Source organism: Pirellulales bacterium, from assembly GCA_019636345.1.
In the GTDB taxonomy this organism is placed as follows: domain Bacteria; phylum Planctomycetota; class Planctomycetia; order Pirellulales; family Lacipirellulaceae.
In genome coordinates this window covers 761,351-782,366 of the sequence record JAHBXQ010000001.1, presented here as the reverse complement: position 1 = coordinate 782,366, position 21,016 = coordinate 761,351, and the positions used below count along the sequence as shown (strand labels likewise).

At 64.1% G+C, this 21,016-nt stretch carries 14 protein-coding genes; 3 read left to right on the top strand and 11 right to left on the bottom strand.

Going from position 1 to position 21,016, the window contains the following annotated elements:
* Nucleotides 1-46 precede the first annotated feature (46 nt).
* From KF688_03005 to hisD, 3 genes are all read right to left on the bottom strand, one after another.
* Nucleotides 47-892, bottom strand: coding sequence for a TerC family protein (locus KF688_03005; protein MBX3424627.1), 846 nt, complete (start codon nucleotides 890-892; stop codon nucleotides 47-49).
* 63 nt (nucleotides 893-955) lie between these two features.
* A complete protein-coding gene (gene hisC / locus KF688_03000; protein ID MBX3424626.1) occupies nucleotides 956-1,987 on the bottom strand; it encodes a histidinol-phosphate transaminase in 1,032 nt (343 codons plus the stop codon).
* A gap of 326 nt (nucleotides 1,988-2,313) precedes the next feature.
* On the bottom strand, nucleotides 2,314-3,690 hold the full coding sequence (hisD, locus tag KF688_02995) for a histidinol dehydrogenase (protein ID MBX3424625.1): 1,377 nt from the start codon (nucleotides 3,688-3,690) through the stop codon (nucleotides 2,314-2,316).
* A 336-nt stretch (nucleotides 3,691-4,026) separates the two neighbouring features.
* Between hisD and KF688_02990 the strand changes: the two genes are divergently transcribed.
* The gene (locus tag KF688_02990; GenBank protein ID MBX3424624.1) at nucleotides 4,027-5,061 is read left to right on the top strand and encodes a low specificity L-threonine aldolase; all 1,035 of its coding nucleotides are present in this window, start codon (nucleotides 4,027-4,029) and stop codon (nucleotides 5,059-5,061) included.
* Between the two features lie 843 nt (nucleotides 5,062-5,904).
* Here the strand turns inward: KF688_02990 and KF688_02985 are convergent.
* The 4 genes from KF688_02985 to KF688_02970 form a co-directional block, all read right to left on the bottom strand.
* Complete coding sequence (locus KF688_02985) at nucleotides 5,905-7,278, bottom strand: Gfo/Idh/MocA family oxidoreductase (protein ID MBX3424623.1); 1,374 nt, start codon at nucleotides 7,276-7,278, stop codon at nucleotides 5,905-5,907.
* 667 nt (nucleotides 7,279-7,945) lie between these two features.
* A complete protein-coding gene (locus KF688_02980) occupies nucleotides 7,946-11,770 on the bottom strand; it encodes a hypothetical protein (GenBank protein MBX3424622.1) in 3,825 nt (1,274 codons plus the stop codon).
* A gap of 195 nt (nucleotides 11,771-11,965) precedes the next feature.
* Nucleotides 11,966-13,534, bottom strand: a complete 1,569-nt coding sequence (locus KF688_02975; protein MBX3424621.1) for a glycoside hydrolase 43 family protein — start codon at nucleotides 13,532-13,534, stop codon at nucleotides 11,966-11,968.
* A gap of 556 nt (nucleotides 13,535-14,090) precedes the next feature.
* Nucleotides 14,091-15,323 carry a glutamate dehydrogenase gene (locus tag KF688_02970; GenBank protein ID MBX3424620.1) on the bottom strand — a complete coding sequence of 411 codons (1,233 nt, stop codon included), beginning with the start codon at nucleotides 15,321-15,323 and terminating at the stop codon, nucleotides 14,091-14,093.
* 172 nt (nucleotides 15,324-15,495) lie between these two features.
* On the opposite strand from KF688_02970, the gene nadD reads away from it, so the two are divergent.
* Complete coding sequence (nadD, locus tag KF688_02965; protein ID MBX3424619.1) at nucleotides 15,496-16,107, top strand: nicotinate-nucleotide adenylyltransferase; 612 nt, start codon at nucleotides 15,496-15,498, stop codon at nucleotides 16,105-16,107.
* A 154-nt stretch (nucleotides 16,108-16,261) separates the two neighbouring features.
* Here nadD and KF688_02960 read toward each other — a convergent pair whose 3' ends face one another.
* Nucleotides 16,262-16,525, bottom strand: a complete 264-nt coding sequence (locus tag KF688_02960) for a hypothetical protein (GenBank protein MBX3424618.1) — start codon at nucleotides 16,523-16,525, stop codon at nucleotides 16,262-16,264.
* A 261-nt stretch (nucleotides 16,526-16,786) separates the two neighbouring features.
* Between KF688_02960 and KF688_02955 the strand changes: the two genes are divergently transcribed.
* Complete coding sequence (locus KF688_02955) at nucleotides 16,787-17,590, top strand: sensor histidine kinase (protein ID MBX3424617.1); 804 nt, start codon at nucleotides 16,787-16,789, stop codon at nucleotides 17,588-17,590.
* 13 nt (nucleotides 17,591-17,603) lie between these two features.
* On the opposite strand, the gene KF688_02950 is transcribed toward KF688_02955, so the two are convergent.
* The 3 genes from KF688_02950 to KF688_02940 all read right to left on the bottom strand — a co-directional run bounded on the left by KF688_02950 (nucleotide 17,604) and on the right by KF688_02940 (nucleotide 21,005).
* Nucleotides 17,604-18,296, bottom strand: coding sequence for a hypothetical protein (locus KF688_02950; protein MBX3424616.1), 693 nt, complete (start codon nucleotides 18,294-18,296; stop codon nucleotides 17,604-17,606).
* Between the two features lie 280 nt (nucleotides 18,297-18,576).
* Nucleotides 18,577-19,272: a hypothetical protein gene (locus tag KF688_02945; GenBank protein ID MBX3424615.1), complete on the bottom strand. Its 696-nt coding sequence runs from the start codon at nucleotides 19,270-19,272 to the stop codon at nucleotides 18,577-18,579.
* A gap of 386 nt (nucleotides 19,273-19,658) precedes the next feature.
* The gene (locus tag KF688_02940; protein MBX3424614.1) at nucleotides 19,659-21,005 is read right to left on the bottom strand and encodes a terpene cyclase/mutase family protein; all 1,347 of its coding nucleotides are present in this window, start codon (nucleotides 21,003-21,005) and stop codon (nucleotides 19,659-19,661) included.
* Between the last annotated feature and the right edge of the window lie 11 nt (nucleotides 21,006-21,016).

The following is a 21,016-nucleotide window of genomic DNA, read 5'->3' as shown; positions in this document are numbered from 1 at the left end:
CCAGACGAGTCAGGGTGAGACGCACCGCGCCGGCGGCGCCGGGAAATCAGGCGGGCGTCCCGTGCGTCGCCTGCCTGGCCCGCGCCGCAGCGGCTCGCAGATTCAGCGTCTCCACCAACAGCGAGAACCCCATCGCAAAGTACACGTATCCCCGCGGCACGTGCGTGTGCAGCGCCTCGGCAACCAACACCATCCCGATCAAAATCAGAAACGCCAAAGCGAGCATCTTGACGCTGGGATGATTGTTCACAAACTGCGAAATCGGGCCGCTGAACGCCAGCATGACCGCGATCGAAGCCAAGACCGCGGCGATCATGATCGACAGCGGAATCCACCGCGCCGAGTAATCCTCCGGTCGCACCATGCCGACGGCCGTCAGGACCGAATCGAGCGAAAACACCATGTCGATCGCCACGATCTGCGCAAGCGCCGCCCCGAACGACGCCGCCGCCTTGCCTCCGTTCGTCCCGTGGTCGGAGTCCATCTGGTGTCCGATCTCCCAGGTCGCCTTGGCCAACAGAAACATCCCTCCCAGCAACAACACGAGGTCCTTGGCGGTGATCGGCGTCATCCCCGGCCGATCGATCGCGACGCCGTCCTCGGAATGCTCGGCCGGCGCCGCGCTGCCGTGCCCGCCGCTCGGCATGTCGAACGGCAACTCGAACAGCACCGACTTGTCGAGCGTGATGACCCACGAGATCGCGAACAACAGCGCAATCCGCCCCGCGGCCGCCAGGGCCAGCCCCGTCGTTCGCGCTTTCGGCTGCTGGTGCTCCGGCAGCTTGCCGGTCAGGATCGCCAGGAACACGACGTTGTCGATCCCCAGCACGATCTCCATAATCGCCAGCGTCGCAAACGCCACGAGCGAGCCGACCGTGAACAACTCAGCCATAAACCACTTCACGCGATGAGGGTGCGCGGAGCGAACCGCAAGATGCGAGTCGGCGTGACGCCGCTAAATCAACTCGTCGAGCTTCGCCAGCAGCACGTCGATCTGGGCGTCGGTTCCCACGGTCACGCGGAGCCCGTCCCCCCAGTCGCCGTACGGCATGTAGCGAACCAAGATATTCGCCCGCTTGAGCGATTCATAGAGCCCCCGAGGCGATCCCCCGGGGGGACGACACCAGACGAAGTTCGCCTGCGAGTCGACGCACGCAAACCCCCGGCGACGCAACTCGGCGAGCAGCCGCTCGCGGGTCGCCAGAACGGCGGCCCGGGTCCGATCGAACCACGGGCGGTCGCGCAGCGCCGCGGTCGCCCCGGCGATCGCCAGCGCATCGCAGTTGTACGAGTCCTTCACCTTGACCAACTCTGCGATCACCTGCGGCTGGGCAATCGCAAACCCGAACCGCAGCCCGGCCAGGGCGTAGCTCTTGCTCAGCGTGCGGGTCACGATCACCCGCGGGTTCTCCGCGACCAACCGCAGGCAGTTTTCCTCCGCGAAGTCGGCGTACGCTTCGTCGACGATCAAGGGGCAGGGGAGGGCGGCGGCGATTCGCCCGACCTCGGCCGGCGCCAACACGGTGCCCGACGGGCTGTTGGGATTCGGCAAGTACGCCAGCCGCAGCTTGTCGCAAGGCGTCACGAACCGCGGACCGAGCGTCCAATCCGGCTCGAAATCGACCACGTCGCACTTCGCCCCCTGAATCGCCGCCAGCGTGTCGTACAGCACGTAGCTGGGCCGCGGGAACCGCACATGATCTCCCGCCCCGACGCACGCCCGGGTGACGATCGTCAGCAAATCGTCGCTGCCGTTGCCGCACACGATCCACTCCGGCGTGATCCCCGGCACGTCGGCGGCGAACAACTCGGCGGCCGCTGCGCGAAACTCGGTCGCCGCCGGGTCGGGGTACTTCTGCAGCCCGGCCTGACACACCCGCCCGATCGCCGCCTTCACCGTCGGCGAACACGGATACGGGTTCTCGTTCGTGTTGAGCTTGACCACGTCCCCCTCGCGCGGCTGTTCGCCGGGGACGTAGCCGCTCATCGCTGTGACGTGGGGAAGGAACATAGGGGGAATGCGATTGGTGATTGACGTTTCGTGATGAACGTTTAACGTTTGGCGCCCGCTTGCCAGCCGTTCGATCGTCGCAAGCTGCAAAACATGATTGCTATCGAGCCTTGGACAGCCACTAGGCCCGGAGGGCCGACAGACTGTAGCCAGGGGCGCAAGCCCCTGGAAAGTCAGCGAAGCTTCGTTCGTAGCCCCGGAGGGGCGACAGGAATCCAAACCCCGCAACCTCGATAGCGTTGCCAGTCGGCCACGGCGGCAGCCTCACACGGTCCGTCATACGTCCTCTGGCCGCGCACGAATCAATCGCCTCGTCCTCCTTCCCCTTTCTCCATCCGCAACCGCACGCTCTCCGCGTGTCCGGTAAGCCCTTCCTTCGCGGCCATCAACAGCACGTCGGCGGCGATGTCCGCCAGCCCGCTGCGCGACAGGTCGATCACGCTGTTGGACCGCAGAAAATCGTTCGCCGACAACCCGCTCGCCCACCGGGCAGTCGCCCCCGTGGGCAACACGTGCGACGGCCCCGCCGCGTAGTCCCCGACCGGCACCGGGCTGTTGGAACCCACGAAGATCGCCCCCGCGTAACGAATCCGCGGCAGCAGTTCCTGCGTCGTCGGCCCGGCCAAATGCAGGTGCTCGGTCGCCAGTTCGTTGGCCAGCTCGACCGCTTCGTCGGCGTCGCGAACCAGCACCAGCGCCCCGAACGACTCGAGCGCCTGCCGCGTCAGCTCGCCCCGCTCCAACCGCGCAAGTTGCGACTCCAACTCCGCCGCCACCGCGTCGATCAGCGGCCCGTGCCATGTGATCAGCGTCGCCGATCCCGGCGAGTGCTCGGCCTGCGCGATCAAGTCGGCCGCCGTGAAGTCCGCGCGCGTGAACGCGTCGGCAATGACGATCACCTCGCTGGGCCCGGCGATCGAATCGATGTCGACCGTGCCGAACACCTGCTTCTTCGCCAGCGCGACGAACAGGTTCCCCGGTCCGACGATCTTGTCGACCGCCGGCAGCCCCTCGATCCCGTACGCCAGCGCCGCCACGGCTTGGGCGCCCCCGATCCGGTACACCTCGCCGATCCCCAGCTCGTGGCACGTCGCCAACAGGTCCTGGTTGTACGAGCCGAACGGCGTCGGCGGCGCCACGACCGCCAGCTCCTCGACCCCCGCGGCCTGCGCCGGCACGGCCGTCATCAACACCGTCGACGGATACGCCGCCGCCCCCCCGGGGACGCAAATCCCCGCCCGCCTCAGCGGCAAGTAACGCTGCATCAGGTAACTGCCGTGGTCGATCGGCACGGTGACGTCGCGATGCAGGATCGCCGTCTGGAACCGCAGGATCCGCTCCCGAATCCGCCGCACCGTCGCCAGGAACTCCGGCTCGGCCGCCGCGTGGGCCGCGGCCAACTCGTCCGCCGTCACCCGCAACTCGCTCGCCGCGAGCCGTTTGCCGTCGAGCGCCGCCGTGTACCGCAACACGGCCTCGATCCCCTGCGCGCGCACGTCACGGCAGATCCGCTCGACGACCTGCACCGGGGCGAGCGGCTCGCCGAAGACCTCGATCGTCTTGGCGCGTCCCGCCTCGCTGACGACGTTCCCCTCGGGCGCCAGCTTCGCCCGCAACGCCGCAATCTGCCCCGCCGCAGCGGGGTCGCGCGTATCAATCCTGGCAATCGCAAGCGTCATAGTTCCCACAACAACCGAACCCGCCGTCGTCCCGCGCCCTCAGTGGCGCTACCCCCCGGCGAACAACCAACCCCAATCGCCTCAATCCCCGGTAGTGATCCCATTTGCCAAATTGATGGGTGGCTGGGGTCGCAGCGCAGCGGAGCCCCCAGGGGATCCTCTGGGGGCTCACTTCGTTCGACCCCAGCCACCCATCCATGGGCGCAAATGGTATCACTCCCCAATCTCCGTCACGCTTTCCGCCCCGCCCCGATCGACTACAATCGGCCCGAAGCGCCCCCAGCCTACCCCCTCCGGGCCGAACCCTCCAGCCTCCGCCCCGCGCGACGTCTCGCCATGATCGATCTCCGCAGCGACACCGTCACCCGTCCCGCTCCCGCCATGCGCCAAGCCATGGCCGCCGCCGAGGTCGGGGACGACGTCTTCGGCGAGGACGCCACCGTCAACCGCCTGGAACGAACCGTCGCCGAGCTATTGGGCATGGAGGCCGCCCTGTTCGTCCCCTCGGGGACCATGAGCAACCAAATCGGCCTGCGGATGCACTGCAACCCCGGCGACGAATTCCTCATCGAGGCCGAGTCGCACGTCCTCCGCTACGAGCAGGTCGCCTACGCCCAGTTCTTCGGACTGTCGGCCTGGCCGGTGACGACCCCCGACCAGGTCCTCGCCCCCGAACTGCTCGCCCCCCACGTCCGGCCGCCGGGAATCCACACCCCCTGCACGCGGCTGGTGTCCCTCGAACAGACCCACAACCGGGGCGGCGGTTCGGTCATGCCGTACGACGCCCTCGAGCGCGTCTGCCGCTGGGCGGCCGAGCAGGGGCTCAAGCGGCATCTCGACGGCGCCCGGCTGTGGAACGCGGTCGTCGCCACCGGCGTCGAGGCGCGCGACTGGGCCCGGCACTTCGACACCGTCAGCGTCTGCTTCAGCAAAGGCCTCGGCGCCCCCGTCGGCTCGGCCCTCTGCGGCGACGCCCAGACGATCGCCCGCGCCCGCCGCGTTCGCAAAGCCCTGGGGGGCGGCATGCGCCAAGCCGGCATCCTCGCCGCGGGCGCCCTCTACGCCCTCGAACATCACGTCGAGCGCCTCGCCGAGGACCACGCCCACGCCCAACGGCTCGCCCAAGCCATCGCCGACACGCCGGGCCTCGAGCTCGCCACGCCGCGCGTCGACACCAACCTCGTCATCTTCCGCATCGACGAATCCCGCGGCACGGCCGCCGACCTCAGCGCCCGCCTCGCCGCCGCGGGAGTCCTGATCAACGCGATCGCCCCGCAAAAACTCCGCGCCGTGACGCACCTCGACGTCTCAAGCCCCCAAATCGACCAAGCCTGCCGCACGATCCAACAGATTGCATCGGCCCAGGCTTAACCCCCCCAACGACGAGCGACGGACGACAGCCCCCGGCAAACGACCAACCCCCGCTGCCTCGAACCCCGTCACGCGCAACGCCGCCGGCAAGCGCCCTCCGCTCAAAATCCCCCGTCTCAAGGCCCGCTGGGCCAACATGCTTCTCACGGCCCGCTGCGCCGATACTTTTCTCAAGGCCCGCTGCTGCGATACGTTCCTCAATGCCCACTGGGCCGACATGTTTCTCTCAAGGCCCGGAGGGCCGCCGTGCTGTAGCCAGGGCCGGAAGGCCCTGGAACTCCAAGGACCTTGAACCGCAGCCCCGGAGGGGCGAAAGGAATCCCAAACTCACCTCTGCCCCGCCGTCGGGGCTGCCGTGATTCAAGTGGCGATAGAATGTCGGCCCCACCGGGCCCGAGGAGAGCCCCAAAGGTCAAGCCACGTCGCGTAAGTTCGGGTAGCCCAGGTTGTCCTCAACCTGGGCGGCGCAGTCGCAGGAAGCATCCCATCGCCACGCGACGCTCCGGTTTGGGGCCACGGTTGGCGGAAGGCTTCTTGCTTACGCACTCCCTTGAGGACAACCGGCGCTGCCCGCTGCGGATCCGTGCGAGTCATTGAGAACCAATCCCTACGAGGAAACCTCTTGGCCCGCCCTGCTCAAGCCGTCCGCGACGCGAGGTCGGATGGTGCCCCGACTTCTTGATGCAAATCCTTACCGGGTACGGAAGTGAGTGTGCGCTGGCCCTGGTGTTTAACCGTTGAGTGACATTCTGTCAGACGCCAGTCGGCGGATTTCTGCGGGGCTTTGGCGCTTGAGGGCGACCAACGGCAGTCACACGCGGTCATGCCCGGCGCGGCCGGCGGCTAAACGATGTCGGGAACGACCCAGGGCGCGCGGTACTCACGCTTCAGCATGGCGTTGGCTTCCGAGTCACCCTTGAACGACTCGGTGGACCATTCCACTTCAAGCTTGCGCCCGCCAAGACGATAGCTGATGTTAGCCGCCTGACAGAGGAACGTGCTTCGATGTCCTTCCTCGATGTCGGCATTCGGCAGGGTTCGATTTCGAACAGAATCGCAGAAGTTCTGGAAGTGCTCAAGATCCGGGAAGGGCCCGTTCCCCTGACTCGCCACGACCGGATTGCGACTCCTGGGGCGATCGTAGACTTGCCACCCGCCCCCGTGTCGACCAAACACCATCAACCCCTTGCTGCCGTACAATTCAACCCGTTCCGCGTTCTGCATCCAATACGGATACATCGTCTCGCTGTCGCGCAGCTCCTGATCGCTCTTGATCATGTAGGGAGTGTCAAGCGTCAGGTCAAACGTCATCACCATGTCGTCGTACTGAAAGACCGCAACCTGGGTGTCGGGCGTTTCGAAGGCGCCTTCCTTGCCGTAGCGTCCTCCTGTCGAGTAGACGGTCTCGGGGTACGGCTTGCCGATCAGATAGCGCGCAGCGTCCATTTGATGGACGGCGTCATTGGCGATGTCCCCGCCAGAAAATCTCCAGAAGTGAGTCCAAGAGCGGTGCAGATTCTCGTTGTACGCCGCCATGGGAGCGGGGCCGGTCCACATGTCCCAGCTCAAACCGGCGGGCGCCTCGGTGCTGGGAACGACGGCCGGGTTGAGCCATTCCTTCTGATTGACGACTCGCACGAGGTACAGTTTCCCCAACTCCCCGCTCTCGATGTAGGCCTTGGCTTGCTTCGTGTACTCGCCGCTGCGGGTCTGCAGTCCGACCTGCACGATGCGGTCGTACCTTCGCGCGGCCTCCACCATCTTTCTTCCTTCCCAAGGAGAGTGACTGACCGGCTTCTCGCAATACACATCCTTGCCGGCTTGGCATCCCCAAATGGTCGCTAATGCGTGCCAATGATCCGGCGTCGCAACGATGATGGCGTCGATGGACTTGTCATCGAGGGCATGACGAAAATCCTTGATCGTCTTGGGCTTGATGCCCTGCGATTTCTCGACGGCGTCGATGCGATTCGGAAACAATGATTCGTCAACGTCGCAGAGATACACGACCTCGCAGTCCGGTCGAGAGGCGAATTGCTGTGCAAGGTAGCCGCCACGACCGCGAATGCCGACAACAGCCAGGCGCAACCGGTCGCTAGGCGCTACGACAGCGGCCCGACTCCGCGCCGCGGCAAGACCGGCGAGAGCAGCGCCAGTCCCGACGTGCCCCAGCGTGCTCATGAAAGTTCGCCTCGTCGTTGGATAGGAATTGCTCATGCTCGGTTACTCTGTTCATGGGGAAGAGCGGTCGGAATGGCAAGAGGGGCCGCAGCTCGAATGGCACTTAAACTTTCGCAAGTCGTTCCCGCGGCGTCCAGAGCCTGGGTTCGTTCAACTTCGTCGCCTTCGTTGAGGACGACTTCAAAGACTTGGTCCAGGCCGTCGAAACCCGTCACGCGCAACGCCGCCGGCAAGCGCCCTCCGCTCAAAATCCCCGTCTCAAGGCCCGCTGGGCCGACATGTTTCTCTCAAGGCCCGGAGGGCCGCCGTGCTGTAGCCAGGGCCGGAAGGCCCTGGAACTCCAAGGACCTTGAACCGCAGCCCCGGAGGGGCGAAAGGAATCCCAAACTCGTCTCTCCCCCCCGTCGCGGCTGCCGTGATTCAAGTGGCGACAGAATATCGGCCCCCCACGGGGCCCGAGGAGGGTCCCAAAGGTCAAGCCAAGACGCGTAACTTCGGGTACCCCAGGTTGTCCTCAACCTGGGCGGCGCAGCCGCAAGGGCGCCCATTGCTATGCGGTGCTCCAGTATGGAGCAACCGTTGGGGGGGGAATGCTTCTTGCTTACGCACCGGTTTGGGGCGACGGCGTGAAAAATCCTTCTTGCTGACACACTCCCTTGAGGACAACCGGTGCTGCCCGCTGCGTCCCCGTTTCCTTCCCCGCTTACTCAAATCGCTCGTCTCGTTCACTGACCCGCGCATCCTCCCACTCCCTCCATTGACGAATCTCCTCTTCCAATTTAGGGCGAGTATCGGCGACCAACTTCTCTATAGCCGGGTTAATCAATTGATCAAGGCTATCCAACAGTCCTAACCTCGATTCGAGAATGGCGGCAAGCGAACCAGACCAGCTATTTGATCGAAACTGCCCTATGAAGGCTTCAAGAACAGCGAGTTGATCTGGTGCCCGCTCTAGCATCTCCATCGCTACCGTGGTCCACTCCACTCCTCCTTCGGGCCTCGACTTATCGAACGAAATTAGCATCGCAACTATCGGGTAGCGCACGGCGGGATCATGATCGCACCAGCGGAATAATTCATCGCTTGGAACTCTGTCTAACGGACTCCTCCGAGCACCACGCTGCAACCAGTCGAAAACAACCCTAACAGAACCGCGGCTATCGGCCGATGACTCGCTCCCGAGAAATGCGCCCAAGGCAATTCTCGGCTGAAGTTCAAAGACAGAATGCAGTAGTTGCTCGAAATCGTAGTCTTGAATCGAGCGATTGGACAACTCCTGGTTGATTCGCTCACAAAGCCCTTGTGCTGCAGTCGATCCGTCAGGCCCTCGCAAACAAACATTCGCAATAGATTGCAGGTAGTAATCACGAGTCTTGTCGAGGGCTGATACATCTGGGGACGATAGCAGCGCGCGACCTAAGTCAATCAGTTCCGACGGATGTTCCTTGTACTTGTCGGCACCCGGATGAAAACGATCTGCAAGCATGTCGATTGCGACCGCGTAGCCAAGTTTCTGTTTGGCAAGAGTCTCGATAATAACACGCAGATCCCCCGCGCTGACGGACTCCGCAGTCCGCTCCCATGAGAGAAACCGGAAGCTGTCAGGCTGTGCTATTCCGAGCTTTGCGGCACGAATCAGGCGATCCACACCTGCTGGAGTAATGGCGATCGAGGATTGCAAGCGTGGAAACCACACGCCGAAGGTTTGATCGGTCAGGGCTTCATCCAATAGAGCTTCGCAAAGGGGCAGATCAATCGTAGCGAGCCCGTTGAGAAAACCGTCAAGGGCACACAGATTGCGTTGATTCTCCTCCGTGTTCGCCACGGCGGCAGTAAGCTGCCCCCATACTCTACGAATATCGTCGCAGCCCAACGCCAACCCTCTTCCGAAAGGAAACAAGCGTTTTCCGCTACCGCTCACAAGGTCAGGCAATAGCTCCGTAAGCAGCGCCAAGTCGCCGCCTACGGTCTTGCCGAGTTTCTCGGCGACTACATATGCCCTTTCGTGCAGATCCTTGAGCCTGTTTGCATCATCGATTTCGTCAACTGACTCATCATAGTCAATCATGAGACGACGACCCGCTAAGACGACGGCCCGAACTTGTTCTCTAACGTTCAAGGGACGGAGACGCCGCTCAAATTCCTTAAGACGTGCCACACCAGAAATATCTTCCTTTTCCTTGTCAGAAAGACGAGAGAGCTTATACCGAACCACTATCCATCCGTCTTCCCAGTAGCTATTGGTAGCTACCTCTACTGCGAATGCCTCAAACTGCGCCTGTAACATGCCCCCCAGGAACCAAAGGTCCCAAATTGAATCCGCCACCATTGCCCGAATGACCGAAACGTCATGACCGCCTATCGAGACGAATCGCCGAGTCATTTGAAGTGTTGTCGTGAACCAATGCTCGTGCTCGTCGGGCGTTGTTGGCGCATATCCGTAGTCCCGAGCCCTTGCGCCGAATTCATATCGTTGAGACCGCGGGATGCGATCACATCTAAGAAGTGCTTCCAGTAGCTGAAGCCCCAGCCCTCGTCGCTCAGGTAGCTTTGATCCGAGGAGACCTTCTACGATTTGAGTCCGCTGCTCGATGGTGGCATGCGTTCCCGACAGAACAACGTGAAATAGTGATTTGATCGCATCGCGCAGAGGGTGTGATCGGTCGTCTGACTTTTCGGCAAGCGCAAGTGGTATCAGCACTGCAACGCATCGGTCGAACAACGATTCGTCATAGGCTATCGATTGCAGTATGTATCCAATCCGTTCACGCTGTTCTTGTGCAGTGAGCAATTCGACGGCTCGCGGCCCGGACCAAGCACGCTCAATTGCGATAAGCGTTGATTCCGGAGAAACGGGAGCTATGTTTTCGAACATCGCAAGGCCAAGTTTGGACAAATGACCAACGCAATCAAGGAATCCACCATTCGCCAACCATCTCTGGGCAATGCGAACCGCATCTTCACTGTCATGCAAATACCCAAGCCTGCGACTAAATGACTTCATCAGACGCTCTGTATTAAACGCCGTTTCGATTTTTACAAGCGGAGTCTCGCGGAGTGCCATTCGCGCAAGCCTGCCCGCAACTGCATGCGGCAGTATGGCGCGCCACACGCTGCGGCGCTGTACGAGGTCGCGTTGCCTTAGCACCGAAATATTCGCGAACAACTGCTGAGCATCCATTCCTGCAAGCGCTGCAATCTTGGGCAACTCCGCTTCTTCGCCACTGAGGGCCTCGCCTTGAAAAGAGTAGAGGAGTGCGCAGGCCTGTGCTGCCTGAAGCAGGCTTTTATCAGGGGTTTGTCGCTGGTGAAAAAGCCGTCTGAATAACTCTTCGTCTTGAAGGCCCGCAACAGATTCGTGACGCTCCAAGGTGTTGGCGATTGCCAATGCAACGCGTGCATTACCGCCAGAGAATTCCGCGATTCGCTTGACGTCAGGCTCTGTCATCGCTGGGTAGCGGCGGGCGAGGAGTCTTTCCACTAGTTCGCCCGACGACGGCTTGAAGCAAAACACGTCTGTTCCTTCCGGCTCGTCGTCCTGTACGTCGTATTCGATCGTAATGACGCTGAGAAGACTTTCCGGCCCCCTAGAAATTTCCGTGATGCGGCGATGCAGATCAGGTGCACAGTTATCTATCACGACTACAGCACGTATCCGCGAAGCAACTAGGTCCGAGACCATGGCAGTCGGCTGCGGCGATGGATTGTCGTTCATGTCGGCATAGACCGCCCTTGCTGATGCAAGCGGATTGCTGCCCACGCGCGCATCGAAGAGCGCCTGCACAAGACGAGTCTTTCCAACACCCGAAAGTCCTGCGAGGCGAACAACACTTCGGGGCGTGGCCAAAATGCCACGGAGCTGATTGATGCCCTGCGTGACGTCGACGCCCTTCTCGTCAGTCATACCGGCATGCAAGCGAGCCTTGTCGTCTAGCAGATACTCATCGTCCACGCCATCCGGCGATACAGCCCATGAGCCATATGGCTGCCACCCAGGTATGCTGTAGCCGATGTGCTGCCGAACCCATAAAACGATGCCGGGATGGCGTCGGGTCCATGTAGCTAGCCGATTGCGATCGTAGAAATCGAGATGCAAGTCACCATGGTCTGGGTGATCAGCCACGGCCGCTCTCATGGCATCGATACGATCAGTCAAAGCGGAGTCGGACGCATTTGTGCCCGAACTCGCGATAATGTAGGCTCCAGCTAATTCTATTAGGCCCTCAATTGACTTTCGCAAACCTCCCTTGGGGCGCATTTCTGGACCGATTGACGCAGGAGTGAAGTCACTCTTCTTCACCTGAAAGCCGATATAATTCCTAGGGATGAACCCGCCCGGAGGTTGTCCCTCTTCACTCTTGACGCGTACATCGATCCCGCCATCAATAGCGTTTTGATTTCCGCCCCACGTAACGGCAGCAGATGGAAGCCCGTGCTCGAGCAATTCTGCTTCGCAAAGCAGTCCTACTAGACTTCGCAAATCTGCGTCATCCAGTACTGCGATGTTGTCGCCAGTCATTTCAAGCATGGCCCAGAACTCGCTTCGATGCCGCTTGGATTAGTAGAGACAAAGGCCGCAGTTCATTTCGTGACGGTTGGAGACGGTCCGGTTCGTCAGTCGGCAGGCCACGCCCTGCTCGCTGCGCTCCCGGGTGAATGGTTGCGATCGCCCACGACTCTCGGGCAGTGACGTCGGACAACTCCGCCGCCTGCCGCACGTTCCTCACCACCCAATCTCCCCGCGCACCCGAAACCAATCGAACTCCGCGCTCCCGCCCGCTTCCTCCGTCGCATAGTGGAATAGCCCGAAGCGGTAGCCCATGAAGTGGGGGAGCGTGTAGCTCATCTTCAACGGCGTTCCCAGCGGCGTCCACGTGTCGCCGTCCAGGCTGTACAAGAACTTCGCAACGTCGGCCCGGTCCGTGAAGTCGCAATCCGCCCGCAGGTAGACGACCGGCTGATCGAGCGGGATCGACTCCGCCTCGATCGGCTCGCCCGTCGAGGCGTTGAGCATCACAATCCGCTTCGTCGCGCCGTCGCACCGCACGCCCGCGAAGCCGTAGTTCTTTTGCAGCAGGATCAGCCCGGCGACGTCTCCCTGGGTCATGTGCGTCGTGTCGAGGGCCGTCGTCCCTGAGCAGGTCGGTCCGAACGTTCGCTGCGTCAGCATGTTGCGGCAGGCGAGGACCTCCGCGTCGATGCGCCCCGTCGTCAGCCGCAGGAACCCGGGCCGCTGGTCGAGCGACCACAGCTCGTCGACCGGGTTGTGGTTCCACTGCCACACGAGCGGCAACGGCCGCGCGCCGGGGCGGCGGTCGAACTCGTCCGAGTCGACGATCCCCGGCGCCAGCCCCCGGCTCGCCGGCAGCGGCAAGGTCATCGGCGCCTTCCCCTCGTCGCCCAGCACGGGCCACCCGTCGACCCACGTCACGGGAACCAGGTACGGAATCCGCCCCACCGCGCCGCAATCCTGAAACAAATAGGCGTACCAGTCTCCCGCGGGGGTGTCGATCAGCCCCCCCTGGGCGATCCCGCGATCCGCCAGCGCGACCCGGCCCTCGTACGGCCCGGCGATCGTGTCGGCCCGGTGAACAAGCACGGTCCGCATCCCCCCGCGCGGCCAAGTGATGTTGAACAAGTAATACTTGCCGTCGACCTTGAACAACTGGCTCCCCTCGGCCGGCAGCCCGACGTTGCTGCCGGCGACGAGACCGGCGTTCTTGACGACGACCTGGTTCACGCCCCCCGGCTTGATCCCCGAGAGATCGGCCTCGAGCTCGACCAACCGCAGGTCCCCGGCGCCGTACAGCATGTACGCCCGCCCGTCGTCGTCGAACAGCAGCGAGTGGTCGTGCAGCGACGGCCGAAACGAGCGGGCGCGCCACGGCCCCTTCTCGATGTCCTCGGTCGTGTAGACGTAGGTCTTGCCGGTGGTCCCCGAGAAGGTCGTCGCGTAGTACGTGCCGTCGTGATAGCGCAAGCTGCTGGCCCACGAGCCGCCGCCGTAGCTCGTCTTGCCGTGTTCAAGATTGAGCGCGTCGACGTCGTCGAGCTTGTCGTAGGCGTAGCCGACGAGCCGCCAGTTGACGAGGTCCCGGGACGTCATGATCGGCAGCCCGGGACTCATGTGCATCGTCGTGCTCGACATGTAGTACGTCTCGCCGACGCGAATGATCGCCATGTCCGGCACGTCGGCATGAATGATCGGATTCTCGGCGCCCGGCGCGCATTCCTGACAAGCCGCGACAAGACCTGTCGCACCGACGACAACCAGCACCCGTAAGAACCGCATTGTTCGCCTCCCGGAGTGAGAACAGGTCGCGTGCAAACGCCCGTCGAGCAGGACGAGTTTCCGCCGCCCACCCCCTCTTCCGCAATCCGATATCTTTCTGATTTTCGGACGAAATTGGGCCACGCTCTCTGCGATAATGTCGCTCGTTCGACCTCGGAGTTCGGCGTGCTTGTTCGCGGCGGGCCGGAGTCGGCGGATCGCGCGGCCGTGCACGCCTGTCGTTGCCATTGCTTGCAACCGGCAGGTTCTAGAAACCGCGTCCCGCCGCCGACGGCGATCGCATGAGGCGAACCTCGCCCGCTCCCGGGGCGCATCCCCGTGCTGACGTCCCTTCCGGCCACGCCGGCAATACGCTCCAGACGCTCTCGATGCGCGCGAATGTTGGGATCCCAACTTTTTTTCATCCGCCGTAGGGAACCGTTCACCCCGTCCGACGTCGCCCCGTCCGCTGCCGAGCCGCCGCGAATGACGCGGCTGGCTCGGACAGGGATTCAAGCCTCCCGTCTTGCGCCGCTTATGCCATTTTATTCGGTCGTTCCCAACCAATGCCTTCGCACTACACGATCCCCGCCAACACCGACGCCTGAGCGACGCGCTGAATCCCCAACAGGAACGCCGCGGTGCGCAGGCTCACGTTCCGTTCCTTGCTGAGGTCCCACACCGCCTCGAACGCCTGCGACAACACGCGGTCAAGCTCTTGCCTTACCCGGTCGAGGTTCCAGCGGTAGTATTGGCGATTCTGCGCCCACTCGAAATAACTGACCGTCACGCCCCCCGCGTTCGCCAGAATGTCGGGGACGATCACCACACCCCGCTCAGCGAGCAGGTCGTCCGCCTCGGGCCGGATCGGCTCGTTGGCCGCTTCCACGATAATCGGCGCCCTCACTTTGGCCGCGTTCTCGGCATGGATGACTCCCCCCAAGGCCGCCGGAATCAGCACGTCGACGTCGAGTTCCAGAAGCTGCTCGTTGGTGATCGTCTCGGCGTCGGGATAGCCGGCCAGCGACTTGTTCTTGGTCCAGTAGCGCATCGCGGCCAGCACGTCGAGCCCCTTGGGATTGTAGTACCCGCCGCTGACGTCGCTGATCGCCACGACTCGGCACTCGGCGTCGCGCAGGAACTTGGCCGTGTGCGACCCCACGTTGCCGAACCCCTGAACGGCGAACGTCGACTCGTGCGGTTTGCGGTTCAACCGACCGAGCGTCTTGATCGTGACGATCCCCACGCCGCGGCCGGTCGCTTCCTCGCGCCCGGGGATGCCGTACAACTCGACCGGCTTGCCGGTGACGACCCCAGGGTTGAAACCGTGGTACTTGCCGAACTGGTTCATGATCCACGCCATGCACTCGGCGTCCGAGCCCATGTCGGGGGCCGGGATGTCGACGTCGGGGCCGATGATGTCGTGAATCGCGTCGACGAACTTGCGGGTGAGCCGCTCGAGTTCGCGCCGGCTGAGATCGCGCACCTTGACGGCGATCCCCCCCTTGGCGCCCCCGTAGGGAATGTTGACCACCGCCGTCTTGAGCGTCATCAACATCGCCAAGCTGCGGACCTCGTCGAGATCGACCTCATGGTGGAACCGCAGCCCCCCCTTCATCGGCCCGCGGGCGTTGTTGTGCTGCACCCGATAGCCGATGAAGGTCTCGATCCGGCCGTTGTCGCGCTCGATGGGGACTTGCACCTGGACCTCGCGCTTCGCGGTCAGCGCAAGCGTGCGCATGTTGTCGGCCATGTCGAGCAGGTCGGCCGCCCGGTGGAAATATCGCTGGGTCGCTTCAAACGCCTTCATGGGGTCCTCAGGCAAGCGGGGCGGCAAGGGGGGCGACGGAACAGCGGCGCCGACCGCACGGATCGCAAGTCGGCACGAGCGCCCACGGCAAGAACGCTCTGGCCGCCGCCCGGCAGAGTTGGATAATACGAAAGTCGCCCTCAGGAAGACAGCCGCCAGGAGCGAGCAAGACATGCGATTGGGAATCTTCGGCGGCAGCTTCGACCCCGTCCACCACGGCCATCTGCGGCTGGCGGCGTGCTGCGCCGATCAGGGGCGGCTCGATCGCGTGCTGTTCGTCCCCGTCGCGGCCCAGCCGCTCAAACCGATCGGCCCCGTCGCTTCGGCCGCCGAGCGCGCCGCGATGGTCGCGACGGCCATCGCCGTCGACCCGCGGTTCGAATTGTCGACCCTGGAGATCGAGCGCGGCGGGGCAAGCTACACGATCGACACGTTGGCGACGCTCGCCGACCGACTCCCCGACGCCGAGTTGTTCCTGCTGATGGGCGCCGACGCGTTGGCCGATCTCCCCCGGTGGCGCGATCCTGTTCGGCTTTGCGAACTCGCGACGCCGCTGGTCGTCGCGCGCGCCGGGGAGCCGCCGGTCGACTTCTCGGTCGTCGCACCCTACGTCGGGTCGAAGCGCCTCGCCGAGATCAAACGGGCGCTGGTGGAGATGCCCCCCGCACCGATCGCCAGTCGCGAGATTCGGCGCCGCATCGCCGCGGGCGAATCGTGGCGCGAGACCGTCCCCGACTCCGTCGCCGAGTACATCGCCGAGCGCGGCCTCTACGGAGCCGTTTAGCGTCGCTCCCCGCGGCTCGGTCGTGGTACGATTTGCCAAATTGAAGGGCGCCTGGGGTCGAACGAAGTGAGCCCCCAGCAAACCCCTGGGGGCTCCGCTGCGCTGCGACCCCAGCCACCCTTCCAAGAATGCAAATGGCGACGCTCCCCGCGCCTCACGCCGCTTGCGTCAATTGCACCCTGCTGGCGAGTTGCGGCGAGACGGGATGCTTCCACAGTTGAATCTCGCCGCGGAGCGCATCGACGACGTCGGCCAGTTGCTCCTCGTCCGACTGCGTGACGTCGAGCAGCAACAGTTTGCGCATCGAGAGGATGCAATGCCCCCCCCCGGCGCCGTCGAGCAACTCGTGGCGAACGGTGAAGCCGAGCTTCTCGGCAAGATCGATCGCTTCTGCTAGCAAGGAACTGAGGCTGTTCATCGGAGCCGTCCGTGGGGTCGAGGTCGTCGACGTGGAATTGCGCCGACCGAAGCGGGCGGCGCGGGGCGAGATTGTAACGCGATCGGTTCGAGTCGCCCACCGCGGTTCGACGATAGTGAAACAGGTCGGCGGCCTCGCGCGGCAACTGCCGCGTTAACTCTCAACGGCCAGCGAAGATAGGGCGCCTGCGACCTCGCGGCTTGGCCAACCTGGGCGAGCGGCGGCGACCTGAACAAGCTAGCAGTGGAGTCGAACCCGACGATGCCCGAAGCCGCACCCAGCCTGCCCGAGCAAATCGCCCAGCTCAAGCAGCAGCTCATGCACGCCCAGCGACTCGCCGCGCTGGGAGAGCTCGTCGGCACCACCACCCACGAGTTCAACAACGTGCTGACCACGATCGTCAACTACGCCAAGCTCGGCCTGCGGCACAAGGACGAACCGACGCGCGACAAGGCGCTCGACAAAATCCTCAAAGCGGCCCAACGCGCCGAGCGGATCACCAACGGCGTCCTGGGAATGGCCCGCAACCGCAAGGAAGAGTTCGGCCCGACCGATCTCGCGGCGCTCGTCGAGGAGTCGCTGGTGCTCCTGGAACGCGAGATGATGAAATACCGCGTCGCCGTGAACAAGGACTTCGCCGAGGTTCCTCCGGTCCGCGCGATCGGCAATCAGATCCAGCAGGTCCTGTTGAACCTGATGACCAACGCCCGGCAAGCCATGTCCGGCGGCGGCGAACTGACGCTGCGAATCTCCGTCGACGAACCGGCCGGGCTGGTCGATCTCGTGGTGCGCGACACCGGCGCCGGGATCCCGCGCGAGCAGCTTCCCAAGATCTTCGACCGCTATTACACGACCAAGAGCGGCCCCGACGCCACCGGCAAGGGGGGGACGGGCGTCGGTCTCTCGACCTGCCGCGACATCATCGAAGCTCATCAGGGGCGCATCCGCGTCGAGAGCGCGGTCGGCAAGGGAACCTCGTTCACGATCCGGCTCCCCGTCTATCGCGCCGCCGAGTCCGACGCCGAAGCGGCGCCGATCGTCAAACTCGGCGTGCCGACGACGTAACGCGCCAGAGCCGTCACGGCGCAGGCGACGTGAGTCGCTCTTGGATCTCGGACAGAATTCGCTGCTCGAGCGCCGGATCGCGTCCCAGCGGGATCCAGTAGGGAGACAACCGCGTGCGGCTGACCGTCTCGTCACGGGGGCTGGAGAGCGAGTCGTCGTTGCGGAACGACGCCATCCCCGCAGAGGCGCTCTCCGGCTGGGGCAAATCTTCCAACTCCTTGTCGACCGTGACGTCGACGAGATACCCGGTCTGGTCAGGAATGACGCGCAACGTCGCCCGGCGGCGAATCGTCTGGAACGTGCTTTCCCAGCGATTGTAGCGTCCCACGGAATCGCGCCGGTGAGGCTCGACGATCGTGGCGCCGACCTGCGGATACGTGTCGATCCGGCCCTCGGCGAGCACTTGGCCGATGAGTTGCACTTGCCGCTCTTGCTCGATGCGGAAGTAGTCGTCGACCACGTCGACGATCTGCTCCCAGGCCCAGTCGCGATCGACCACGGGGACGTGAATGACGCTTGCCGCGGCGACGCCCGGGTCGCCGAGCGTCGCGACGGGGGTCGCCTCCAACCCGGTCGCAATCGTCCCCGGGGGAGGAGGCGCGGAATAGACCGGCGGCGCCTGCGGACCCAGCGCAGGCTGTTGGCACCCCGCGACTAGCGCGCACCAAGCCGCGACCGACAGGCGACGACGACAAGTGGTCGGCAAGACAATCACGCGCAAACGCCGCGGGGCTGAGCTGATGCCGCGGAAACGCGCCTCAAGGCGAGGGCGCCGCGGGACAAAGGCCGCGGATCATCCCGAATTCGCCGCTAGCGGACAAGGCCGGGTGGGCGTCGCAACGCCGGCGCCGCTAGCAAGCCCGGCCTCGCCGTCGGCGACGCCCGGCGCAAAAAGTCAGGCCGGCGATTCGTCCGAATCGCCGGCCTGGCGGTTGCAAGCCGCAGCCAAGTGGCAGGTGCGGCAGTTTGATTCGATCGGGGGCGGATCAGTACCCGGCGTCCATGCCCAGCCGCATCTTCAACGCCTCAAACTGCTCGATGTACTCTTCCGTCGTCGAGTGGACGTGCTCGGCCTCGGTGATGAACCGCATCTCCTCGCGACAATACAGGCCGCCGTCGATCAGCGCTCGTTCGTACTCGGTCAGGTCGGCGCCGTAGACGATCAGCAACTTGTGCTCGTCGAACTGCACTTCTTGAGGCCGGCTCGGATTGAGCACCGCGATCCCCGTGCAGCCGTCGTTGACCAGCAAGTCCTCGAAGTCGTAGAGGATGCTCTGCAAGATCGGCATATCGATGTGTTCGCGGTAGCTCTCCTGGCGGCCGGAGCGTCCGTAGTCGTGGCTCGATTCGAGCACCACGTCCACCTCAGGCCCCAACGGCGCGAGCAACTCCATGAACACGTCGAACAACTCGTCGCGCGAAGCCGCGGCCATCAGCACGGGAACGTCCCGCTTCGACGATTCGTCGCGGTAGACGTCGTGGCGGAACCCGGCCGAGGGGACGACTTCCAGCCCGTACGAGGGTCGCACGGCGTCGGTCAACACGAAGCTGCCGTACCGCGAGACTCCCAGGTGCCCTTCGAGTTCGGCTTCGGTAAGCAGTTCGAAACTGCTGTCCGGAGCGACGACTCCCGGCGACTCTTCCTGGAAGACGTTGCTAAAGAACTGTTTGAGAAAGCCCATCGGCGTACTCGTTGCTGCAAGCGAGCATTCGTGATGCGGGGTCAGTCTTGGGAGGCGTGCCGGGAGCTTGCGTCGGGAGCATGAAGCCGGGGGGGCGGCCAGGGGAGCGTCGTCTGTGCAAGTCGGAACCGCGAACCAGGAGGGCTGGCACGCAATCCGCGAACGCAAGTCGCCGTGCAACTTGCGTCCACAAGAAAACGTAGGTCGCGAACCGCAGTCCGGGTGTGGGGCGAAGACAAGGCCCGGAGCAATCGCGGCGAAGCGGGCTGAACAACCCGCAGAATCGGCCAAGCCGGAGAAGTCGTGCGATCGAGCGCCCGACATGCAGGAAATCCGCTTGAGGATCGCCCGCATCTAGCGCCGACGGCTCGGGTCGAGCACAGCGCCTAACCCGCCGACGGCGCGTCGCCTGTCGCGGACTGCGTTTCATTTGCAGCGTCGCCCGGCAAACATCGCACGAGCGACGAGACCGCCATCGCGGTGCCCCAGGTCTGGTGGTAGTTGTAGAGCGGGTAATCCCACCAACTGCCGTCGGCTTCCTGCAACGGGAGCAGAAGGCGGGCGAGATGACCTTGGTGATAGGGGCGCTCGCTCGCCGGCAGTTCGGCGATGCACAGCGCCGCGTAGAAATGGCCGTAGTAGTAGAAATACCCTGCAACGCCGAAGTGCGATTCGTGCGGCACGGGAAACTTGCGGCCAATGCTCAGCCAGCCGTTGCGGGCGTAGAGCCGATCGAGCCAGTTCTTGAGCACCTCGTCGGTCTCGTGCTCGTCGCCCCACAACCGCAGCGCCAGGTTGCACGCCTGCGACCGGCCCAAGCTTCCCGGCGGCGTGTTGATGCCCATCCGCGGGCGCATCCGCAGGTACTCGCCGTAGGCGAAGCTGAAGTCGGGATACCGCTGCCGCAGGAGCGACTCGACCGCCTTCTTGGCAAGTTCCTGCGGGAACTCGACCCCGAGCTTCTCGGCGTCTTTGAGCGCCACCAGGACCGTGGCCGTGGTGAAGCTCATGGGGCTGCTGCTGGGACGCTGAGTGCGACCGTCGAAGTCGTAGTAGCTCCAACCGCCGTTGATGAACTCGTAGCGTCGGAGCTTGTCGACCTGCCCGCGGCAAAGCTCGACCAGTTTTGCTTGTCGCTCGGCGTCGCCGGCTGCGTCCTGATGGAGCCGCTGGGCCGCGTGGATGGCGTAGGCATGGCCCCAGACGTTGTACAGGGCGTCGGTCTCGGCGCGGCGCAGACGCTCTCCGCTTGCCAGCAGCCACGGTTCGGCCTTGGCCAACGCGGCGTCGACTCGCTCGTGCAACTCGGCCGGCAGGCCGGGGCGCGCCTCGCAGAGCGCGACGATCGCCAACGCGGTCACCCCCTGGCGAAACGCCTGGTGCGAACCGGGGACGGGGGCGTAGATGTTCAGCGACTTGGTCTTCCGAGCGCTGCCCCACGAACCGTCGGGGTTTTGGGACTCGACGAGAAACGCGACGCCGCGTTCGATCGACCCGTTGATCGACTCCCGCGTCGGGGGCGTAATCGGCAGGGGGGCGGGACCTTCCAGGGCCAGCGGGTAGGGGAACTTCGGGGCGGTCGCGTTATCGGTCGAGTCGACCGGGGCTTCGGCGACCGAGGCGCCTGATTCTTCGGCCCGCAACCCGCACGCCCCGATCGACCAGACCGTCGCCCACGACGCGACGACGGCCCCTGCGAGACGACGAACGGCGGCGAAGCTTAGTCTGAACATGGCGGTCGTCC